General features: G+C 61.3%; 22 protein-coding genes. All 22 read right to left on the bottom strand.

Translation table 11 applies throughout. From position 1 onward, the window contains the following. Positions 1-18: 18 nt before the first annotated feature. Positions 19-543: a phage major tail tube protein gene (locus ACYUME_RS11055; RefSeq protein ID WP_460418873.1), complete on the bottom strand. Its 525-nt coding sequence runs from the start codon at positions 541-543 to the stop codon at positions 19-21. Next, complete coding sequence (locus tag ACYUME_RS11060) at positions 543-1,970, bottom strand: phage tail sheath subtilisin-like domain-containing protein (protein WP_460418874.1); 1,428 nt, start codon at positions 1,968-1,970, stop codon at positions 543-545. Before ACYUME_RS11060 ends, ACYUME_RS11055 begins: the two co-directional genes overlap by 1 nt. Then, entirely contained in the window at positions 1,967-2,185 is a 219-nt protein-coding gene (locus tag ACYUME_RS11065) for a hypothetical protein (protein ID WP_460418875.1), read from the bottom strand. The genes ACYUME_RS11060 and ACYUME_RS11065 overlap by 4 nt, the downstream gene beginning before the upstream one ends. Next, complete coding sequence (locus ACYUME_RS11070) at positions 2,182-2,661, bottom strand: Gp37 family protein (protein WP_460418876.1); 480 nt, start codon at positions 2,659-2,661, stop codon at positions 2,182-2,184. The genes ACYUME_RS11065 and ACYUME_RS11070 overlap by 4 nt, the downstream gene beginning before the upstream one ends. Beyond that, positions 2,658-3,092 (bottom strand): gp436 family protein, encoded by a 435-nt coding sequence (locus ACYUME_RS11075; protein ID WP_460418877.1) that lies wholly within the window; start codon positions 3,090-3,092, stop codon positions 2,658-2,660. Before ACYUME_RS11075 ends, ACYUME_RS11070 begins: the two co-directional genes overlap by 4 nt. Positions 3,093-3,094: 2 nt before the next feature. After that, positions 3,095-3,427 carry a capsid cement protein gene (locus ACYUME_RS11080; RefSeq protein ID WP_460418878.1) on the bottom strand — a complete coding sequence of 111 codons (333 nt, stop codon included), beginning with the start codon at positions 3,425-3,427 and terminating at the stop codon, positions 3,095-3,097. Further along, positions 3,424-3,753 carry a hypothetical protein gene (locus ACYUME_RS11085; protein ID WP_460418879.1) on the bottom strand — a complete coding sequence of 110 codons (330 nt, stop codon included), beginning with the start codon at positions 3,751-3,753 and terminating at the stop codon, positions 3,424-3,426. Before ACYUME_RS11085 ends, ACYUME_RS11080 begins: the two co-directional genes overlap by 4 nt. Positions 3,754-3,761: 8 nt before the next feature. Beyond that, positions 3,762-4,685, bottom strand: coding sequence for a major capsid protein (locus ACYUME_RS11090; protein ID WP_460418880.1), 924 nt, complete (start codon positions 4,683-4,685; stop codon positions 3,762-3,764). 15 nt (positions 4,686-4,700) lie between these two features. Continuing rightward, positions 4,701-5,798, bottom strand: coding sequence for a peptidase (locus tag ACYUME_RS11095; protein ID WP_460418881.1), 1,098 nt, complete (start codon positions 5,796-5,798; stop codon positions 4,701-4,703). Between the two features lie 221 nt (positions 5,799-6,019). Further along, the gene (locus ACYUME_RS11100) at positions 6,020-6,502 is read right to left on the bottom strand and encodes a phage virion morphogenesis protein (RefSeq protein ID WP_460418882.1); all 483 of its coding nucleotides are present in this window, start codon (positions 6,500-6,502) and stop codon (positions 6,020-6,022) included. Then, the gene (locus ACYUME_RS11105) at positions 6,499-7,326 is read right to left on the bottom strand and encodes a phage head morphogenesis protein (protein WP_460418883.1); all 828 of its coding nucleotides are present in this window, start codon (positions 7,324-7,326) and stop codon (positions 6,499-6,501) included. Before ACYUME_RS11105 ends, ACYUME_RS11100 begins: the two co-directional genes overlap by 4 nt. Continuing rightward, on the bottom strand, positions 7,326-8,825 hold the full coding sequence (locus ACYUME_RS11110; protein WP_460418884.1) for a phage portal protein family protein: 1,500 nt from the start codon (positions 8,823-8,825) through the stop codon (positions 7,326-7,328). The genes ACYUME_RS11105 and ACYUME_RS11110 overlap by 1 nt, the downstream gene beginning before the upstream one ends. Then, on the bottom strand, positions 8,822-10,441 hold the full coding sequence (locus tag ACYUME_RS11115) for a hypothetical protein (RefSeq protein ID WP_460418885.1): 1,620 nt from the start codon (positions 10,439-10,441) through the stop codon (positions 8,822-8,824). Before ACYUME_RS11115 ends, ACYUME_RS11110 begins: the two co-directional genes overlap by 4 nt. Beyond that, positions 10,438-10,989, bottom strand: coding sequence for a phage protein Gp27 family protein (locus tag ACYUME_RS11120; protein ID WP_460418886.1), 552 nt, complete (start codon positions 10,987-10,989; stop codon positions 10,438-10,440). Before ACYUME_RS11120 ends, ACYUME_RS11115 begins: the two co-directional genes overlap by 4 nt. A 1-nt stretch (position 10,990) precedes the next feature. Continuing rightward, entirely contained in the window at positions 10,991-11,284 is a 294-nt protein-coding gene (locus ACYUME_RS11125) for a VpaChn25_0724 family phage protein (protein WP_460418887.1), read from the bottom strand. Next, the gene (locus tag ACYUME_RS11130; protein ID WP_460418888.1) at positions 11,281-11,574 is read right to left on the bottom strand and encodes a DUF2730 family protein; all 294 of its coding nucleotides are present in this window, start codon (positions 11,572-11,574) and stop codon (positions 11,281-11,283) included. The genes ACYUME_RS11125 and ACYUME_RS11130 overlap by 4 nt, the downstream gene beginning before the upstream one ends. Continuing rightward, a complete protein-coding gene (locus ACYUME_RS11135; RefSeq protein WP_460418889.1) occupies positions 11,571-11,789 on the bottom strand; it encodes a TraR/DksA C4-type zinc finger protein in 219 nt (72 codons plus the stop codon). Before ACYUME_RS11135 ends, ACYUME_RS11130 begins: the two co-directional genes overlap by 4 nt. A 6-nt stretch (positions 11,790-11,795) precedes the next feature. Beyond that, positions 11,796-12,401, bottom strand: a complete 606-nt coding sequence (locus tag ACYUME_RS11140; protein WP_460418890.1) for a lysis protein — start codon at positions 12,399-12,401, stop codon at positions 11,796-11,798. Positions 12,402-12,575: 174 nt separating this feature from the next. Beyond that, positions 12,576-12,800 (bottom strand): DUF7940 domain-containing protein, encoded by a 225-nt coding sequence (locus ACYUME_RS11145; protein ID WP_460418891.1) that lies wholly within the window; start codon positions 12,798-12,800, stop codon positions 12,576-12,578. Beyond that, on the bottom strand, positions 12,797-13,264 hold the full coding sequence (locus ACYUME_RS11150; protein ID WP_460418892.1) for a structural protein: 468 nt from the start codon (positions 13,262-13,264) through the stop codon (positions 12,797-12,799). Before ACYUME_RS11150 ends, ACYUME_RS11145 begins: the two co-directional genes overlap by 4 nt. 119 nt (positions 13,265-13,383) lie before the next feature. Then, positions 13,384-13,800: a hypothetical protein gene (locus tag ACYUME_RS11155; RefSeq protein ID WP_460418893.1), complete on the bottom strand. Its 417-nt coding sequence runs from the start codon at positions 13,798-13,800 to the stop codon at positions 13,384-13,386. A 47-nt stretch (positions 13,801-13,847) separates the two neighbouring features. After that, positions 13,848-14,426, bottom strand: coding sequence for a hypothetical protein (locus ACYUME_RS11160; protein WP_460418894.1), 579 nt, complete (start codon positions 14,424-14,426; stop codon positions 13,848-13,850). Position 14,427 lies beyond the last annotated feature (1 nt).

Consider the following 14,427-nt stretch of genomic DNA (forward strand, 5'->3'; position numbering starts at 1 on the left):
GTCTCCAGATGCCTCTTGTCACGCCTGCCCGATGTTTCGCCGGTACTTGGCCAACTGATCTTCACCATTCACCTTGAAGATGTTGGCCAGGTAGTCCAGGAGCAGGACCTCCTCGCCGTTGAGCACTTGGCGTACGTAGATCGCCGAGAATGGCGTCTCCGGCTTCACCGCCTCTCGGGGCTTGAAGGTCCCCAGTCCGTACTCCTTGGGCATGATGGTCATGGTAGTGACCAGCGGAAATTCATCCACGAGGCCACCGTTGTTGAACACCTGGACGTTGGAGCGCACCTGCAGCTGGATGGTCTTGAACGGACTCGCCAGCTTGACAGAGGCCTCTTTGTAGAAGCTGTTCCAGGTGATCTTGCCTTCCAACTTGTCCAGGCCGTCCGGCAACTCGATCAGCCCGACCATACCCAATCCCTGGTGGTCGGACATGACGGCCTTGACGGTTCCCAGCTCGATCTCCTCGGCTTTACCGAAAAAGTCCCGGCCATCCAAGTAAACGTTAGCGTTGGTAATGCGATGCGCAGCGAAACCTGCCATTACGCAGCCCCCTTCAGTTCAACCAGGTACTCCCCGGTGATTTCTGTTTCGAAGGTGCCGCGCTCAAAAGGCAGCGGCACCGTCAGCTTGTAGTTGAACAGCAGACGCCCGAGCGCCACCTCGGTCTGTGGGTTGCGCGCGGGGTCGTACCAGCACTCGAAGCCCAGCAGCGCGCCGTCGCCGATCAACTTGCGGCCGAACAGGTTGACGCTCTCGGTCACGCTGCCAATCAGCCCTTGCGTGATGGGTTGATCAACAAACTGCAATGACGAATAGCGGATCGACTCGTCCACCACATCCTTGGTGCGGCGCACATTCTCAAAGTTGCGCATGTGGGTCACGGTCGGCCAGGCCGCCGTTCGGTTGCCCCACAAGCGCAAGCCGGTGCCAAAGCTGTTGAATACGGTGGTGATCCCGGCTTCGTTCAGCAGGTTGACTTCGCTGGCAGCATCATCGATACGCGCCGTCAGCGGTCGCTCCAGGCCGATGACACCGATCAGTTCCTGGTTGGAGCTGGACCACCAGTAGCCGTTGTCATTGTCGATCTTGGCGCGCAGGCCTGCCGCGCGGATCGACAGCGGCTCCAGGCGCTCGCTGTCGGTGGCGGCGTCGTAGACACGCACATGGGGATAGCAGAGCCTGGCGCGGTCACTGCTGGTGTTGAAGTTGATCGTGCCGCTGGGACCACGTCCCGCGATGACCTGCTGCACAGTCGCACCGATGGGGGCATCGATGTAGGCAACGCCGCCCATCTGCCCGGCAGCCGCGATCAACTCCACGCTAATGCTGTTGAGCGAGGAGAAGCCCGGTGCGATGAAGATTTTCGGGAAAAAGCCCAGCAGGTTGTAGCTGTCAGCGAACGCCTTCAGGCCGGTGCGCAACCCCGCAGCATTGACTGCACCGATAATGTCGGCCGGCGTCACCTTGCTCGGGTCGGCATGGGTGTAATCGACTTTCACCGTAGCGTTGGCCGGGATCGTGCCACCGGGCACACGTTTGACGAGGCCAGTAAGCAGGTCTGCCGTATAGTCGGCCGGGGCCTGGTAGGTCGTGTCGCCCGCGTTGTTCTTCACGGTGAGCGACTGCAGAGCCCCATGCTCAAGCTTCAGCTGGTCGTTGTTCCCGAACGTGCGTTCGCGGCCGATCACGTTGGTACGGTGGGTTGCGGGATCGAGCACATTGACGACCAGGACAGTGCCAGCACCGAAGTCATAGATGCCCGAGAGTGCTTGCGGGATGCTGAATCCCGTCAACTCAGGGCCGAACTGGGCGGCGTCGCGGTCGGTCTGTGACAGCGTCAGGGTATTGAGTGGCCCGGTCGGTGCGGTGCCCACCAGTGCTATCACGGCGGACTTCACCACCCGGATCGCGCGTGGACCGCGCTCGACTTCAAGGGTCTCGATACCGTGAAGGTAGTTAGCGCTCATTCGGACTCCTTTTTCGGCCGGGTGCGGCGCGTGTCTGATTCGTTGGGCAGTGGTTCCAGCTGGCGCAGCGCGATGAGTGTTCGGGTGTACTCATGATCAGCTGGCAGCTCGACAGCGTTGCCTGGATGTAGCTGGACTGCCAGGGTGCTCCCGTCAGCCAAACGCAGCTCGATGCCGCTTGGCGGCCCCTTGTAGCAGTAACGTGTCTGACTCATGTGTCCTCCTCGAACCTTGTATGAGTCAGCAGTGGGCCGCTTTCCGGTCCCAGCTGCTGCAGTTGTGTGGCACGGGTGGAGATGTCTAGGGCGTATTGCCAGACGCCCTGGACGTGTCCCAGGAATTGCTCGGTGAGTGGGCGGCACGGGATGTCGCAATGCGGTGGATACCATCCCGTCAGCCGGTCGCGGATGCGGTCCAGGTAGCTGGTGACACCGTCTTTGCCGTTGAGCTGTTTAAATACCAGCGTCAGGCGGAAGATCAGGTTGCGCTCCTGAAATACCGCGTCGGTGGCTTCGGGATCGCCGAAGCGGCTGCGACCGTAGGCCACCAAGATCGCGCCCCGAGGATGATTGAGCCGGTACTGCAGCGGCACTTCCGGGAACAACTCCACGGATAGCTCCCGAGCGAAGGACTCCTGCAGGCGAGCCAGCAATGCGTCCTGGAGCATCGCCGTCTGGGTTTTCTGGCTCATCGGTAACCTCGCCACAGCTCATCACCGAACTGCTGTCGACGTGAGCGAACGCGGATCTCGCCGGGCTCTGGTGCAGCCTGGCCACTGGGCATGCCCAGGGTGACCACACCATCGCGGATGCTCTCCAGCAACTTGATCGTGTCCTTGCGGCTGTCCTTGACCGCATCCGGAATAGCGCCCTCCGGCCGGCGCTGATACAGCCAGTGCCGGGTGAGGTACACCACTGCATCCCGCAGAACGGTCGGAACCGGGTCAAGCGGCAACTCGTAGCGCCCGCGCAGATAGCCATCGACCAGCTCCTCAGCCTGGCGGATGCCGTCCTCGATCACTTCAGCGTTGGGTTGCTCGGCGGCAGGATCGTCGTTCGACAGCTGAACCAACGTAAGCTCTGGGATCGCGCGTCCGATGTCCTGGTGGGTGCAGTAGCGCATGATCAGATACCGCGCACGATACGAATCACATCATCCGCAGCCACTGCCGCATCCAGGGCGATGCCGTTGGCCTTGCCGGTGGTACGGATCACCGCACGCCCGGAGGCATCGGACTCAACCTCGGCACCGGCAGTGATCGCGCCGCCCGCGCTCACCAGGCAGATGCCCAGGACATCAACGGGAGCGGTATTACCAGCTTCGGTGTCGGCAGCAACCGGCCCCAGAGACTTGGCCCCAGCGGCGCAAAGGCCACCGTCCAAGCCTGCGAAACGATGGCGTGGCAGATCCACCAACGCGACCAGCGATGTGGTCAGTACAGGTTGTTTCGTTTTCACCGGGCACCATCCTTCGGCTTGATGCAGCCGTTTCGCAGCAGTGGGTAGGCTTCGTCCTGGTCGAGCCACAGGGGCTCGCCCTCGGTGTACAGGTCGCCGTTGTGCAGTACGTCGCTTCGGCTGGTGACCAGGTACTGCACTTTGTCCGGCTCGGGCTCGGGCTCAGGTTCGGGCGTCAATGCATCCGAAACACTGCCAGTCGGCCCGCTCTGTTGGTCCGCTTGGATTGCAGCGGACTGCAGTGCCTCGGGCGCCTGCAGGTCTTTCTGATCCGGGCTTTGTTCGCCCACAGGCTTCTTGTCATCGGGTTTGCTTTTCGCAGCCATGGCTCACCTCAGCCGTTGATGTCGGAAATCAAGTACCCAGCATCAGCACCTACCACGACGGGCTTGTAGATGTCGGTGTTGCGCACATAGCGAACCTTGCCGCCCGAGCCTGGGTAGGTGTCGATTTCCGGCATGCCCTTGCGTCGCAGGGTGTAACCGAAGCTCGGGTCTTCGTAGCTGGTCTGGGCACCGCCCTGCGGTTTGGCCACGTAAGCCAGCTGCAGGCTGTCACCCCAGATGTCGCCGACCGTACCGGCGTTGGCCAGCGCCTCGCCGATGGAGATGTCCTGGACGCCGAACAGCGCTTTGAGATGCTCTACGGTGATCAGCTTTCGCTCGTTGCTGCCCAGAGCGGCCCACAGCTTGGGGTGGAACTTGAGCGAGGCGTAGACCGAGGCGCCCATGGTGATGGTGTTGGGGCGAATACCGATGCGGCTGCGAATGACTTCCTTGCCGCGCTCCACGTCCTGGATCGGATCACCGCCACCGTTGCTCCACTGGCTGGCCCCGGACAAGGTGACCTTGGCGCCGGCCAGGTAAGTGGCAGGATTCTGGGCCAGCCTGGCGCAGGCGACCTCGCGACGCAGATCGATCACATCGACCACGCGACGAGATGCCCGTGCTTCGGCGTCGAACATGGATTCGCTCTGCTCGCGATAGTCCACCGGGTAGGCGATGTCGTGTTCACGCAGAACCACGTCCAGGCCCTCCACATCGTCCGGGGTCATGATGTTGGACTGGGCACGAATGGCGCGCTCGGTGTCGTACAGCTCGAACGCCTCCTTGCCGAACAGCGGGATAGTCCCAGCCTCCTTGTCCATCTGCGCGATGGGGAACAGTGCTTCACCGATCAACTGCGCGTTGCGATAGCCGCGCGCCAGGTTGGTCAGGACCGGGTCAACGATCCGGAGTTGTTTCAAACGATCAGCCATGGTTGCTCCTGCGGATCAGATGAGTTGGCGCACGGCCGACTCGTAGGGGATGTTTTGATCGGCGGCCAGCGCAGTGGCGCGCTGGTGCAGATCGAGGCGGTCGGGGTCGGTGTTCTTCTCGGCGAACTCCAGGTCCACCACAGCATTGCCGCCACCCTGGCGCTCCTTGCTGGCTTTCTCGGCGAAGTCGATCTGCTTGGGCAGGTCAGAGAAGATCGCCTTCAGACCAGTGGCGACAGGCTGACGGGCTTCGCCTTCACCGAACTCCAACGGGCTGTCGCCCGACTCGGCGAAGTCCAGGGCCGCGACCAGAGCTGCGGCGTGCTTGGGCAGCAAGCGACCTTCGCCCACCAGGCCCTCGGCGAAGGCGACGTTGGTTTTGTGGGTGGCGTCCTGCCGAGACTTGCGGGTTTGCTCCTGGTGCTGCTGCACCTGGTTCTTGAGGCGCTCGTTTTCCTCGCGCATGGCGGTGATTTCTTCGGGCTTCACGGGGGAATCCTCGGTGGTGGCGGGTGGAGTGGGTTCGGCGAAGGATGGTCGTGGCTCGTCGGCATGGGCCGCTTCGACCAGGCTGTTGATCTGCCAATCAGGGATAACCTGGTCAGCCACCTCCAGCCCACGCTCACCGATGATCCAGTCACGCAGGCGGCGCCAGAGGGACGCGCTGGTCTCGTGGCCGAAGTCGGAGAACTCGATCACCCCTTCCTCGGCATCGCCCAGCTCGATGGGGCGAAGGCCCTTCACTGCAGGAGGCTGGGCGCCGAGGAAGCCGACATGGCGCAGGTAGTACACGCCGGGAGTTGGGTTGCTCGGGGAGTCTGGGTGATAGAAAGACGCAGAGATCTTCTTGAAGCTGCCCTTGCTCACCAGGTCGGCAAAAGCCGGATCAACCTGCGACGGGTTGGCAATCAACCCATCGGCGCTGGCGGTGAGAGATTGCACCCAGCCTGCAGCAGGAGCGTCATGCTTCGGATGGCCGATGACCAGGGGCGCTTCATGCAGCTTCGGGTCATAGGCCAGCACGGTGGCGGTGAGGTCCGACTCGCTGAAATCGAAGCTGTCACCGCTCATGGCGACATGCTTGCCGGGCTTGAAGATATGCAGTGGTTTCATGAGCTGTGCGCTGAATGGTGGGAGTACGCACAGCCTGCCTGGCTCGACGGCCAAGGGCTTTTAATCAGGTTTAAAGAGTGCCGGACGGCAACGAAGGGAAGTGCAACGAGAGAGTGCGGCGGGACCTAGCTTTATAAAGCCCCATAAAGCACAGGCGTGCGTTGCGAGGCATTCGGACGATGAACCGGAGCGCCAGCGTCCGTGCGGCGCTCTCTGGGGCCCTACAGACGAGCGGCTTTTTCCAGGTGTTTCAGGGAGAGATCAAGAATCGCCTCTTCCGCTTCAGGCTGCAGCTTGCCCTCGGTATCCATCGGCAGATAAGGCCGTGCCGGGATGTCTCCCCACAGGTGCGGGAATTCCTCTTGCTCACCACCAAAGAACATCATGGCCGCATAGACCTTGTTGCTACCGATCAACGCGCTGCTGGCGGTTGCCTGCGTGGTCACGGACGCGGCCAGGCCACCGGCTGTCTCCTGCAACATCTTGCCGGGCCAGGTACGGGACTGCTCTCGGCGGCTGGTGGTGACATCGGAAAGTGTTGGCCAGGCATCACCGCCTTGCGCCTCATCTTCAAAGTTCTCTTCGGTGATGCTGGCGAACTCAGCTGCGATGCCGCGCATCAAGGGCGCCAGTTCGCCGACTGCCCATTCGACTCGACGTAGCGCCTGCTGAACCCGTTCGTGTTCAAGCTCGATGGTGATCATACAGACTCCTTGCGTTTCAGCGCCTCGGCCAAGCCTTCGCCAGGACGGTGGTTAAAGCCAGGATCGGTGCGGAACTGTCGTACCTTGCCGTTGGCATCGGGCACTCTGACAATGGTGACATCGGCAGTGCGGACTTCCCCCGTGCGCTTGTTGGCCCCCACCTCTACGGTCTCAGTACGAACGTTACCGTCACTCGATAGTACCGTGAGCTTGCGGCGCTTTACTGCCGACTCGGACACTGCAGTTACACGGCAACGGCAGTTGAAGCCGTTGGGCGGGAAGATGCTGAACCACACCGGGTCATCGTGCCGATACACAACCCCGTTCAGCGCCGCGTGGCTGGGCCTGGTCTTGCCGTCCATGACCGCGATGTAGCGCCAGTATGGGTGCGTCTCGACCGACTCCTCCATGGTCGCCTGACGCCCGGCCATGTAGGCGCTCTGCAGGTTGGTCTGGTAGATGGTCTTGAGCCGGCGTGGGCTGCCCAGCTGCACCAGTTCAGCTTCACCTTGGCTATCAACCAGGACCTGCTTGCCCCACCAGCCATGTTGCTCGAGGACGGGTTGCAGCTCCTTGACGAACTGCTGCAACGTCTTGCCTTCCTTCTGCGCGCGCTCCAGCGCTTCACGAATGTCCGACAGCAGATCCAGGCGCATGGCTTTGGCCACGGTGAATGCCTGGTTGTGGGCTGCGTCCAGCATGTCCTGCCAATCCCAGGTGATCGCATAACCCTTGCCCCTGAGATAGGTGATAGCGGCGGCAGGCTCCAGGTCGAAGATGGCTTTGAGATCGGCCGGGTTGACCGGCTTGGCGTTGGCCATCATCAGTCTTCCCGATCAGCTGCAGCGCTGAGCCGGCCCCAAAGGTTGGCCATGAACAGTAGCTTGGCCAGCATGGCTTGGAGCGCTTCGGCATCCAGGTCGGGGGCGGTCTCGGCCAGCAGGCCCAGCACCTCGGTTTCATCGCGACCTTTCTGCAAGGCCTCGATTACAGGCAGCAACGCTTGCTCTGCCTGCAGCTGCAGTTCCGAGGAAGTCAGACCTTCGATGGCCTGGTCCAACGCCACCTGGTCCAGCACCGGACGCAGGGCAGGAGCTTCGGCGAACTCCAGTCCCGGTTGTGCGGCCGTGCTGGTTTCGATGTCGCCGTCCTGCAGGTTGTAGGTGCGCTGCCAGTAGGCACGGGTGAACGTGACGCCCGCATCCGTCAGCGACTTGTCGCGCTCGGCCAGAGTCTTGTCGATTTGCTCCTGTTCCCACAGCTCATACATCGGGGCATCGATGTTCTCACCGAAGTTGAGATCGACCACCAGGCGGATCGCGGCGTTGAGTGTTGCGGCAACGATGCTGGCGTCACCGTCACGAATATCCTCCGTCACATCCAGTCCGGCCAGGGCACTGGCACGGTTTGAGTTGGCCTCAGTGGTCTGGTTCTGGCCCAGCAGCGCGACGTTGATCTCACTGCGGCAGTACATGAGCAGTTCGCGGTAGACATCGGCACTGCCCGTCTTGCCCGCCGCTTCCTTGATCTCGACGCTGGAGTCATTTGGCACCACCGCCACGGCGTCCTGAACCATCTGCTCCAAGCTGTCCAACAGGTCATCCGTTTCCTTGGTCGAAGCCCCACGCGGATGCTTGCCGATCAGCCACGGGCTGCCGTATTTCTCGGTGAACTGGACCCAGAACTTCATGCCGCCCTTCATGAACACGACCGGCCAGAAGCACATGGACAGATCAGCGAAGCCGTAGGGGTTGTTGTAGGTGGCGTCCTGGCGAGCAACAACGAAGCGCTGCGGATCGCACAGTTCACCCTGGATGCCAGCATCGCGGGCGCGAAAACGCAGCTGGTTATCCTGATCGTAGAGGAACCATTCGGCAGGCTTGCCCAACAAGTCATCAGGAACCAGGTGCAGGCCAACCGGCTTCCACATCAGCTCCACGGGCTGATAACCAAACAGAGCAGCATCGAGCAGCTCGCGGACGATACGGTCCAGGTCAAGGTCTGCCAGCCAATCGCGGACAAAGCGCTCGACTCGGACCGGCGCCTGGCCACGCTTCAAATCGCGCTCCAGGGCGAGCACCGACGACTTACGGCGACGGATGTTCCCGCCGACCAGGGCAGCACTGCGCAGGTCGCGATAGACCTTGATGTCCTTGCCCTGGGCCTTGAGGATCGGGTCCGGGTTGGGCAAGTACATGCCCAACGCCTGGGCATCGAAGCTGCGGCCGCGACTGGCAATGTGGTCGGTGAGGCTCTTGTCGCGCTTTGCCTCGGCGAACGTAACGAATTCAGTGGGGCTAACCCACACGCCCTTGCTGCTCATGCGTACCCCTGAGTGATGCGAGCCGTCGCTCTGGGACGGCGAGATTTGACGGTGACGGGGCCAGAGGCCGCCTCCAAGGTTGCGAAAGTGGCCAGCGCACCCGCACCTGCGAAGTCGCCGTGGCGATACAGCTCGGGGTCTTTGAGGTCTTGCTGGCGGGCCTTGACGATCATCGGGATGCCATCCACGGTTTCGATAGCGCGGATGTCCTGGTGCAGCGAGTCATCCTTGGGCAGCGTGATGGTGGCGTCCTCGAACAGGCCAATGAAGCGTGGCATCCAGGCGCCGTACCAGGCCCGCGACAGCTTCACCTGCTGGATGCGCTCGCGGCCAAACTCATCGGCGGTATCCTCGGCCAGAGTTTCGCCGTTGCCGGAAGCGTCCAGCGCGGCGCTGATGAAGTTAGGCAGCCCGCGCAATATGGTGAACAGCACCTGCTGTTGCTGACGTGTCGGCACCTTGTGCATCTCGACCACGAATGGCACATCACGATGACGCTGCTGATCGACGGACATCGGGCAGATGATCGAAAAGTCCCGGTGTCGTGCGTAATCCATCCCCAGGAACCAGCGCAGCTCGGGGTCGAGCTGCTGCAGAAGCTCGACCAGGTGTTGCTCAATCCAGGTGTCGGCCCACGCCTCGCGTCGATATAGCGGCTGCAGAGTGAACCCTTCGTCCAGGGCCAGACGCAGTACCTGCCGATCTGGACGCATCGCGTCCTCGATCCACACGCCGGGTACACACACGCCGTTGCCATCACGCGGAATGGCGTCCAGTTCCTCGCGCATCTGCGCTTTGCGTGGACCATAGGCATTGCGGATGCTCTTGTACCAGGCCTCCTTGGCCTCGGCGGTGGGCGTCTCACCACGCATCATGCAGCGCCGCTCAAACAGGCCGTTGGCAACGGCATCGTCGAAGGTGGCCTTGTAGACCACCGCGGCATCGCCATACCGGCCTTCCTGGATGTCGGCGATCATTTGGTTAAAGGCATTGGCCTTGCCGTTGTGGGTGCTGATGATGACGATGCGACCACCCCAGATCAGCAAGGCGGTTGCAGCATCGAGCACGGCGGAGACGTTCCGGTGATAGGCGGCTTCGTCAATGATGACCTTGCCCTGCAGGCCGCGCAGGTTGGCCGGGTTGCTCGACAGTGCGACGATCTTGAAACCCGAGGCATAGCGGATGCGGTAGGCGTTGATCTGGCGGGTGTTGCCGGAGTCGTCCTGGTCCTCAAACAGAAACTCCTCGATCTCGCTGACGCCTGAAGCTTGGGCCTCGGCGATCACCCGGCTGAACTTGGCGCAGTAGCCAATGAACTCCAGGCCTTTTTCCTTGGTGTCGCCGACATAGAACACATCCATGCCGCCCGCGATCTTGCGAGAGGCAGCAGTGATCACCGAATCCAGCGCCTCGGCGAAGGTGATCCCGGTACGACGGCCTTTCTCGCACAGCTTGATTTGTGCCTGGATGGCCAGCCAATCGGCCTGGTGGGCCATCAGCAGACCTTCGGTGATGGGGTTGTAACCTTGCGGAATGGTCCGAACAGACTCCGGCAGCTCGTCCCACTCGACAACGCGCAGCGTGCTGGTACTGGGCTTGACCGCCGGCTGGCTCATACTTTCACTCCCAGGAATTTCTGCCGCCAGAACAACGCCTGCTCTTCATCCATGCCGCCACTGCGAACTTCCTTGTCCAGCTCGGCCGCTTGCTCCTGGAGCACGCGCTCGCGGACCACTTTCTCGATGGCCTGACGCTCCTTAACGCTGAGTGTTCGAGCTTCCATGGTGGCCTTGGCGGCACGAGCTAGGGTGGCCACTTCCTTGATGGTGACCTCATCCTTTTCATGGGCGCCCATCGCGGCCTGGTAGGTCAGCGTCGAGATCGCCTCCACCAGCAGGGCACCGGTCTTGTCACTGGCATCCTCGCCCAGTGCCCCGACGAATGCCTCAGCCTGCTCACGGTGCTGGCGGGCTTTCTCGGTGAGCTGCTCGAAGCCGACCTTGAAACGGCCCAGGGCAGAGCGACTGGGCACTTTCTCATTGGGGAAGCGGCTGCGCAGGTCCTCGATCATTTCATCAAGGGTCATGCGATCTTCACGCAACAGCTTCTGCAGATAGGCCTTGACCACGGGCGGTAACCGACTGACTGACGATTTACCCGCCATGTTAGGCCCCCGGTCGCTTGATGCCGGGGCAACGCGCACGTCCAGCGGCGATGTCTTGGCCACGTTCGGTCAACGTGGCCACCAGCACCGGACCGATGTCATCCAGGGACACCGCCCCTTGCTCTGACAACCACTGCAGCTCGGTCTTGACCTGGTCACGGCTGACGCTGTGCCCGTAGTTGTCGAGTGCAGTATTGAGCACGGAGCTGTTGGCGCGATACGCAGGCATTTCCGCCAGCAGTCGAAGGATCACCAGGCGCATGTCCTGGCGCAGGAATTCAGCGTATTGGCTCATGCTTTGTCTCGCAGTAGATAGTCGTTGATGCGGTCCACTGCTCGGGTCAGGCCTTGCATCGCGGTCAGTTCGGCGCGCACCGCCTTCATGTCACCGAGTAGCTCGGTAATGGCGGCATGATCAGGCAGGTGTCGAATGCGCTCTTCGAGGGCAACGATGCGAGTGCGCAGCTCAAGCATCTCCTGCGCACTGGCAGCCTGCCGATTGGTCATCCAGGTGTAGATGGCAATCACGGTGACCACGACCCACTGAACAGTTTGGAAGCCGAAGTCGAGCTCGTTGAGGTTCATCGCAGCCCCCGTTTAACCAGGTCCTCAAGGGTGGTTTTGCACTCCACGCACAGCTCAACCCCCGGCTCAGCCTGGCGGCGCGCTTCGGGAATCGCATCGCCGCACTCTTCGCAACGGTAGGCCGAAGGGCCAGAGCGACGCTGCAGGCCAGCACTGTGGGCGTGCAACGCGGCTTCGGTGAAATCGTTGTCTTGCGCCAGATCAGCTACATCCATATGCGGTCAGTCCTTACGTTGAAACGCGACGAGTTTGGCTCGGAGATCCAGGGCCCAGCGTCCGTAGTCCTGGGCGAAGGCCAGGATGTCTGCGGGGGTGACCCCGCTTTCCAGTAGTTCTTGCGCAGTACCGGGGGCGGGCCAGGCGGCTGCATCATGGCCGGTGGCGTTGGCGCCTGCGGTGGGGGTAGGCACAGGGGCGCCTCCGAGGGCGAGGTTGAAGTCGCGCACCCAGCCAGCAGTGAACACGCAGCGAGGGATAGGAGCAGGCTTAGCAGCGGGCTCCGGCAGGTAGACGGTAGTGACATTGGGGATTCGCTCCTGGAGCTCTTGGTGGGTGCTGGCGAGCTGCTGCTGGGTTTGCTGCAGTTGCTGGGCGACCTGGTTAACGCGCTCAACCTGTTGTTGGAACTTGGCCAGGTTTGCCTCGGCCAGCTCGGCACGCTGATCCGCGTGCTCTTGCTTCAGCTTGGCCAGCGCCTCGTTGCCCGCTGCGCGCTCGCGAGCAGTGGCACCTTCATCGCCAGCCGCGAAGGCAATGAGTACAGTCACCATCCAGGCGAACGCCATCAGGATGGGAATGAAGCGACGTAGCGACTCAAACGCGCCCATGGTGATGCCTCCGGCGATTGCGAGCCTTACGGGCGGCACGGCGAATAGCAGCGACGCCGGACTTGCCGGAACGGCTCATGGACTGAGGGCCATGCCAGCTGGCAGCACCCGACCTCGGCAGGATGCTGGGCCACAGGGAAAGCAGATGCGTGAACAAGCGGGCGAGCAGCTTCATCACTCACCTCCTTGCGCGGGCTGCTCTGGCCCCTGTTTCAGCAGGCGGGCCATGAAGAGGAGAATGGCCAGCACGCTGTTGACCATTGCGTAGTTCGCTGGGGAAAGCTGAGCCTCCCACATGGGCAGAATGGTGCCCTGCAGCAGTCCCAGCAGGGCGATGACGATTGCCAGCTGGACACTGTGGAGCTTCCAGCAGCAGTGGCAGTTGTCGATCAGTTTCATGCCGGTTCCCCGTGGTACGCATCGGGAACCACGCCAGCCAGGTGCAGGCCTTCGTTGATCAATGCCTCGCCGTACCAGTTGCCATCGGGCAGCGGGCCAGCGCCGTTTTCGTGGCGGATGATCGCTTCGACCAGAACACGCATGGTGCGGTAGTCGTAAATGTCGATCCAACCATCAGGGGAAACGCCAACGCGCGTGGCGACCTGGCGAATGTAGGCCTCGGTGTTGTTCTCGTTGGGCGGTGCCCAGCGGCTGATGACCAGGCGGATAGTGCGCAGGCCGTGCTTGTCCTGGTAGGTGATCAGCGTGCGGGCAATGGCACGGATACCCCATTGCGGGCCCGTGAACTGGACGAAGTCCTTGTCGTTTTGATTGGCAGACATCCCCTGCCAGCGGGTGCCTTTGGCATGGCGAATGTTGCCGGGGTTGAAGTTGCGGATGCCGCGTGGAGAGTTGGGTCGCATGACGCCTCCTGCAGGTTCGGCGCCGCAGGGTGCGAGCGCCGGAAACGAACACGCCGCCATGATCGGCGGCGCGCAGCAGGAGGTCTTTTAATCAGGTTTAAAGAGAATGGTGGATAGGACTACTTTACAAGCCCCATTGCGCGATAGAGTCCGCGTGCTCCAGTTACGGCATCCGAATGCGTATTACCTTCGAGTCGGTTGACGGTATACATTGCCAATACTTCATTGCAGTCTTGCTTTACCTTCGCTCCTAGAAGAGCTGCATTGATCCCCTCCAGGATATCTGTTGCTTCCGCGTATTGGCCTTTTTCACGGATCTTTTTGGTCATGACCCACGCAGAGCTTGCGAGTTGCTCTTCATCCTCGAAATTGCAGACGGTCAAACCTCTGGTCAGCGCAGCTTGAGTGCGCACTGCCTCTGCTGAGCGCTCACTCACATCTTTGTCCAGGCTGAGCGTGGTGAGCTTAACCGCAACACTCTCCGCATGTACCGCGAAAGATAGAATGGAAGCCAGAGCAAAAACCATGATTTTCAAAGCACATCTCCTTGTGTAAAAGCCCAATCAAGCCTACCTGGACAGCATTACCGGAACCAAAACCTGTCCACGATGATGCCGAAAATGAATAACCAGAATGCATTCACGCGGTGAGTAATCAGGAATTCTCGTAGCGGCATGGGCTTAGCCCCCCCTGGCAAAGGCTTAACCTGAAAAGCCTGAATGAATTCCAGCACTCGCTGGAGCTCCGCCCGTTTCAATTTATTGAGGTGGGTGCGCCCGAACGTTACGTCGCAGAAGTTGTTGAGCTCAACCTTCGCGTCTTTTTCGGTAGTAGTACGAAGTATCTTGCCGACCAGCCGGCGCTTGTCCTCTTCCTCCTGCAGGTTGTCGAGACAGACCTGAAGCACACTACGTGCTTGCTGGAACTGATCGACCGTGATGTCACCTATCTGCTTGACACCCAGCTCCGCGAAGACTGCACGCCAGATTTCCTTAGAGTCAGCGCCTAGTTCGGTCGACCTCACCCCAAGATCGTATAGCTCCTTCTTTTGGGCAGGAACCAACGTTCGGACTTCGACTTTCCCGGACATACTGATCTGGACGTCGTAGTTGTTGATATCACCTTCAGTGTACTGCCCGACAGATTGGAAATCCTTGCTCACA

The sequence above is a fragment of the Pseudomonas sp. microsymbiont 2 genome, assembly GCF_054788395.1.

What these genes read in the sequence shown, in the direction of transcription:
- ACYUME_RS11055 (WP_460418873.1), bottom strand. Translation starts at nt 543, where the DNA reads ATGGCAGGTTTCGCTGCGCATCGCATTACCAACGCTAACGTTTACTTG.
- ACYUME_RS11060 (WP_460418874.1), bottom strand. Translation starts at nt 1,970, where the DNA reads ATGAGCGCTAACTACCTTCACGGTATCGAGACCCTTGAAGTCGAGCGC.
- ACYUME_RS11065 (WP_460418875.1), bottom strand. Translation starts at nt 2,185, where the DNA reads ATGAGTCAGACACGTTACTGCTACAAGGGGCCGCCAAGCGGCATCGAG.
- ACYUME_RS11070 (WP_460418876.1), bottom strand. Translation starts at nt 2,661, where the DNA reads ATGAGCCAGAAAACCCAGACGGCGATGCTCCAGGACGCATTGCTGGCT.
- ACYUME_RS11075 (WP_460418877.1), bottom strand. Translation starts at nt 3,092, where the DNA reads ATGCGCTACTGCACCCACCAGGACATCGGACGCGCGATCCCAGAGCTT.
- ACYUME_RS11085 (WP_460418879.1), bottom strand. Translation starts at nt 3,753, where the DNA reads ATGGCTGCGAAAAGCAAACCCGATGACAAGAAGCCTGTGGGCGAACAA.
- ACYUME_RS11090 (WP_460418880.1), bottom strand. Translation starts at nt 4,685, where the DNA reads ATGGCTGATCGTTTGAAACAACTCCGGATCGTTGACCCGGTCCTGACC.
- ACYUME_RS11095 (WP_460418881.1), bottom strand. Translation starts at nt 5,798, where the DNA reads ATGAAACCACTGCATATCTTCAAGCCCGGCAAGCATGTCGCCATGAGC.
- ACYUME_RS11100 (WP_460418882.1), bottom strand. Translation starts at nt 6,502, where the DNA reads ATGATCACCATCGAGCTTGAACACGAACGGGTTCAGCAGGCGCTACGT.
- ACYUME_RS11105 (WP_460418883.1), bottom strand. Translation starts at nt 7,326, where the DNA reads ATGATGGCCAACGCCAAGCCGGTCAACCCGGCCGATCTCAAAGCCATC.
- ACYUME_RS11110 (WP_460418884.1), bottom strand. Translation starts at nt 8,825, where the DNA reads ATGAGCAGCAAGGGCGTGTGGGTTAGCCCCACTGAATTCGTTACGTTC.
- ACYUME_RS11115 (WP_460418885.1), bottom strand. Translation starts at nt 10,441, where the DNA reads ATGAGCCAGCCGGCGGTCAAGCCCAGTACCAGCACGCTGCGCGTTGTC.
- ACYUME_RS11120 (WP_460418886.1), bottom strand. Translation starts at nt 10,989, where the DNA reads ATGGCGGGTAAATCGTCAGTCAGTCGGTTACCGCCCGTGGTCAAGGCC.
- ACYUME_RS11125 (WP_460418887.1), bottom strand. Translation starts at nt 11,284, where the DNA reads ATGAGCCAATACGCTGAATTCCTGCGCCAGGACATGCGCCTGGTGATC.
- ACYUME_RS11130 (WP_460418888.1), bottom strand. Translation starts at nt 11,574, where the DNA reads ATGAACCTCAACGAGCTCGACTTCGGCTTCCAAACTGTTCAGTGGGTC.
- ACYUME_RS11135 (WP_460418889.1), bottom strand. Translation starts at nt 11,789, where the DNA reads ATGGATGTAGCTGATCTGGCGCAAGACAACGATTTCACCGAAGCCGCG.
- ACYUME_RS11140 (WP_460418890.1), bottom strand. Translation starts at nt 12,401, where the DNA reads ATGGGCGCGTTTGAGTCGCTACGTCGCTTCATTCCCATCCTGATGGCG.
- ACYUME_RS11145 (WP_460418891.1), bottom strand. Translation starts at nt 12,800, where the DNA reads ATGAAACTGATCGACAACTGCCACTGCTGCTGGAAGCTCCACAGTGTC.
- ACYUME_RS11150 (WP_460418892.1), bottom strand. Translation starts at nt 13,264, where the DNA reads ATGCGACCCAACTCTCCACGCGGCATCCGCAACTTCAACCCCGGCAAC.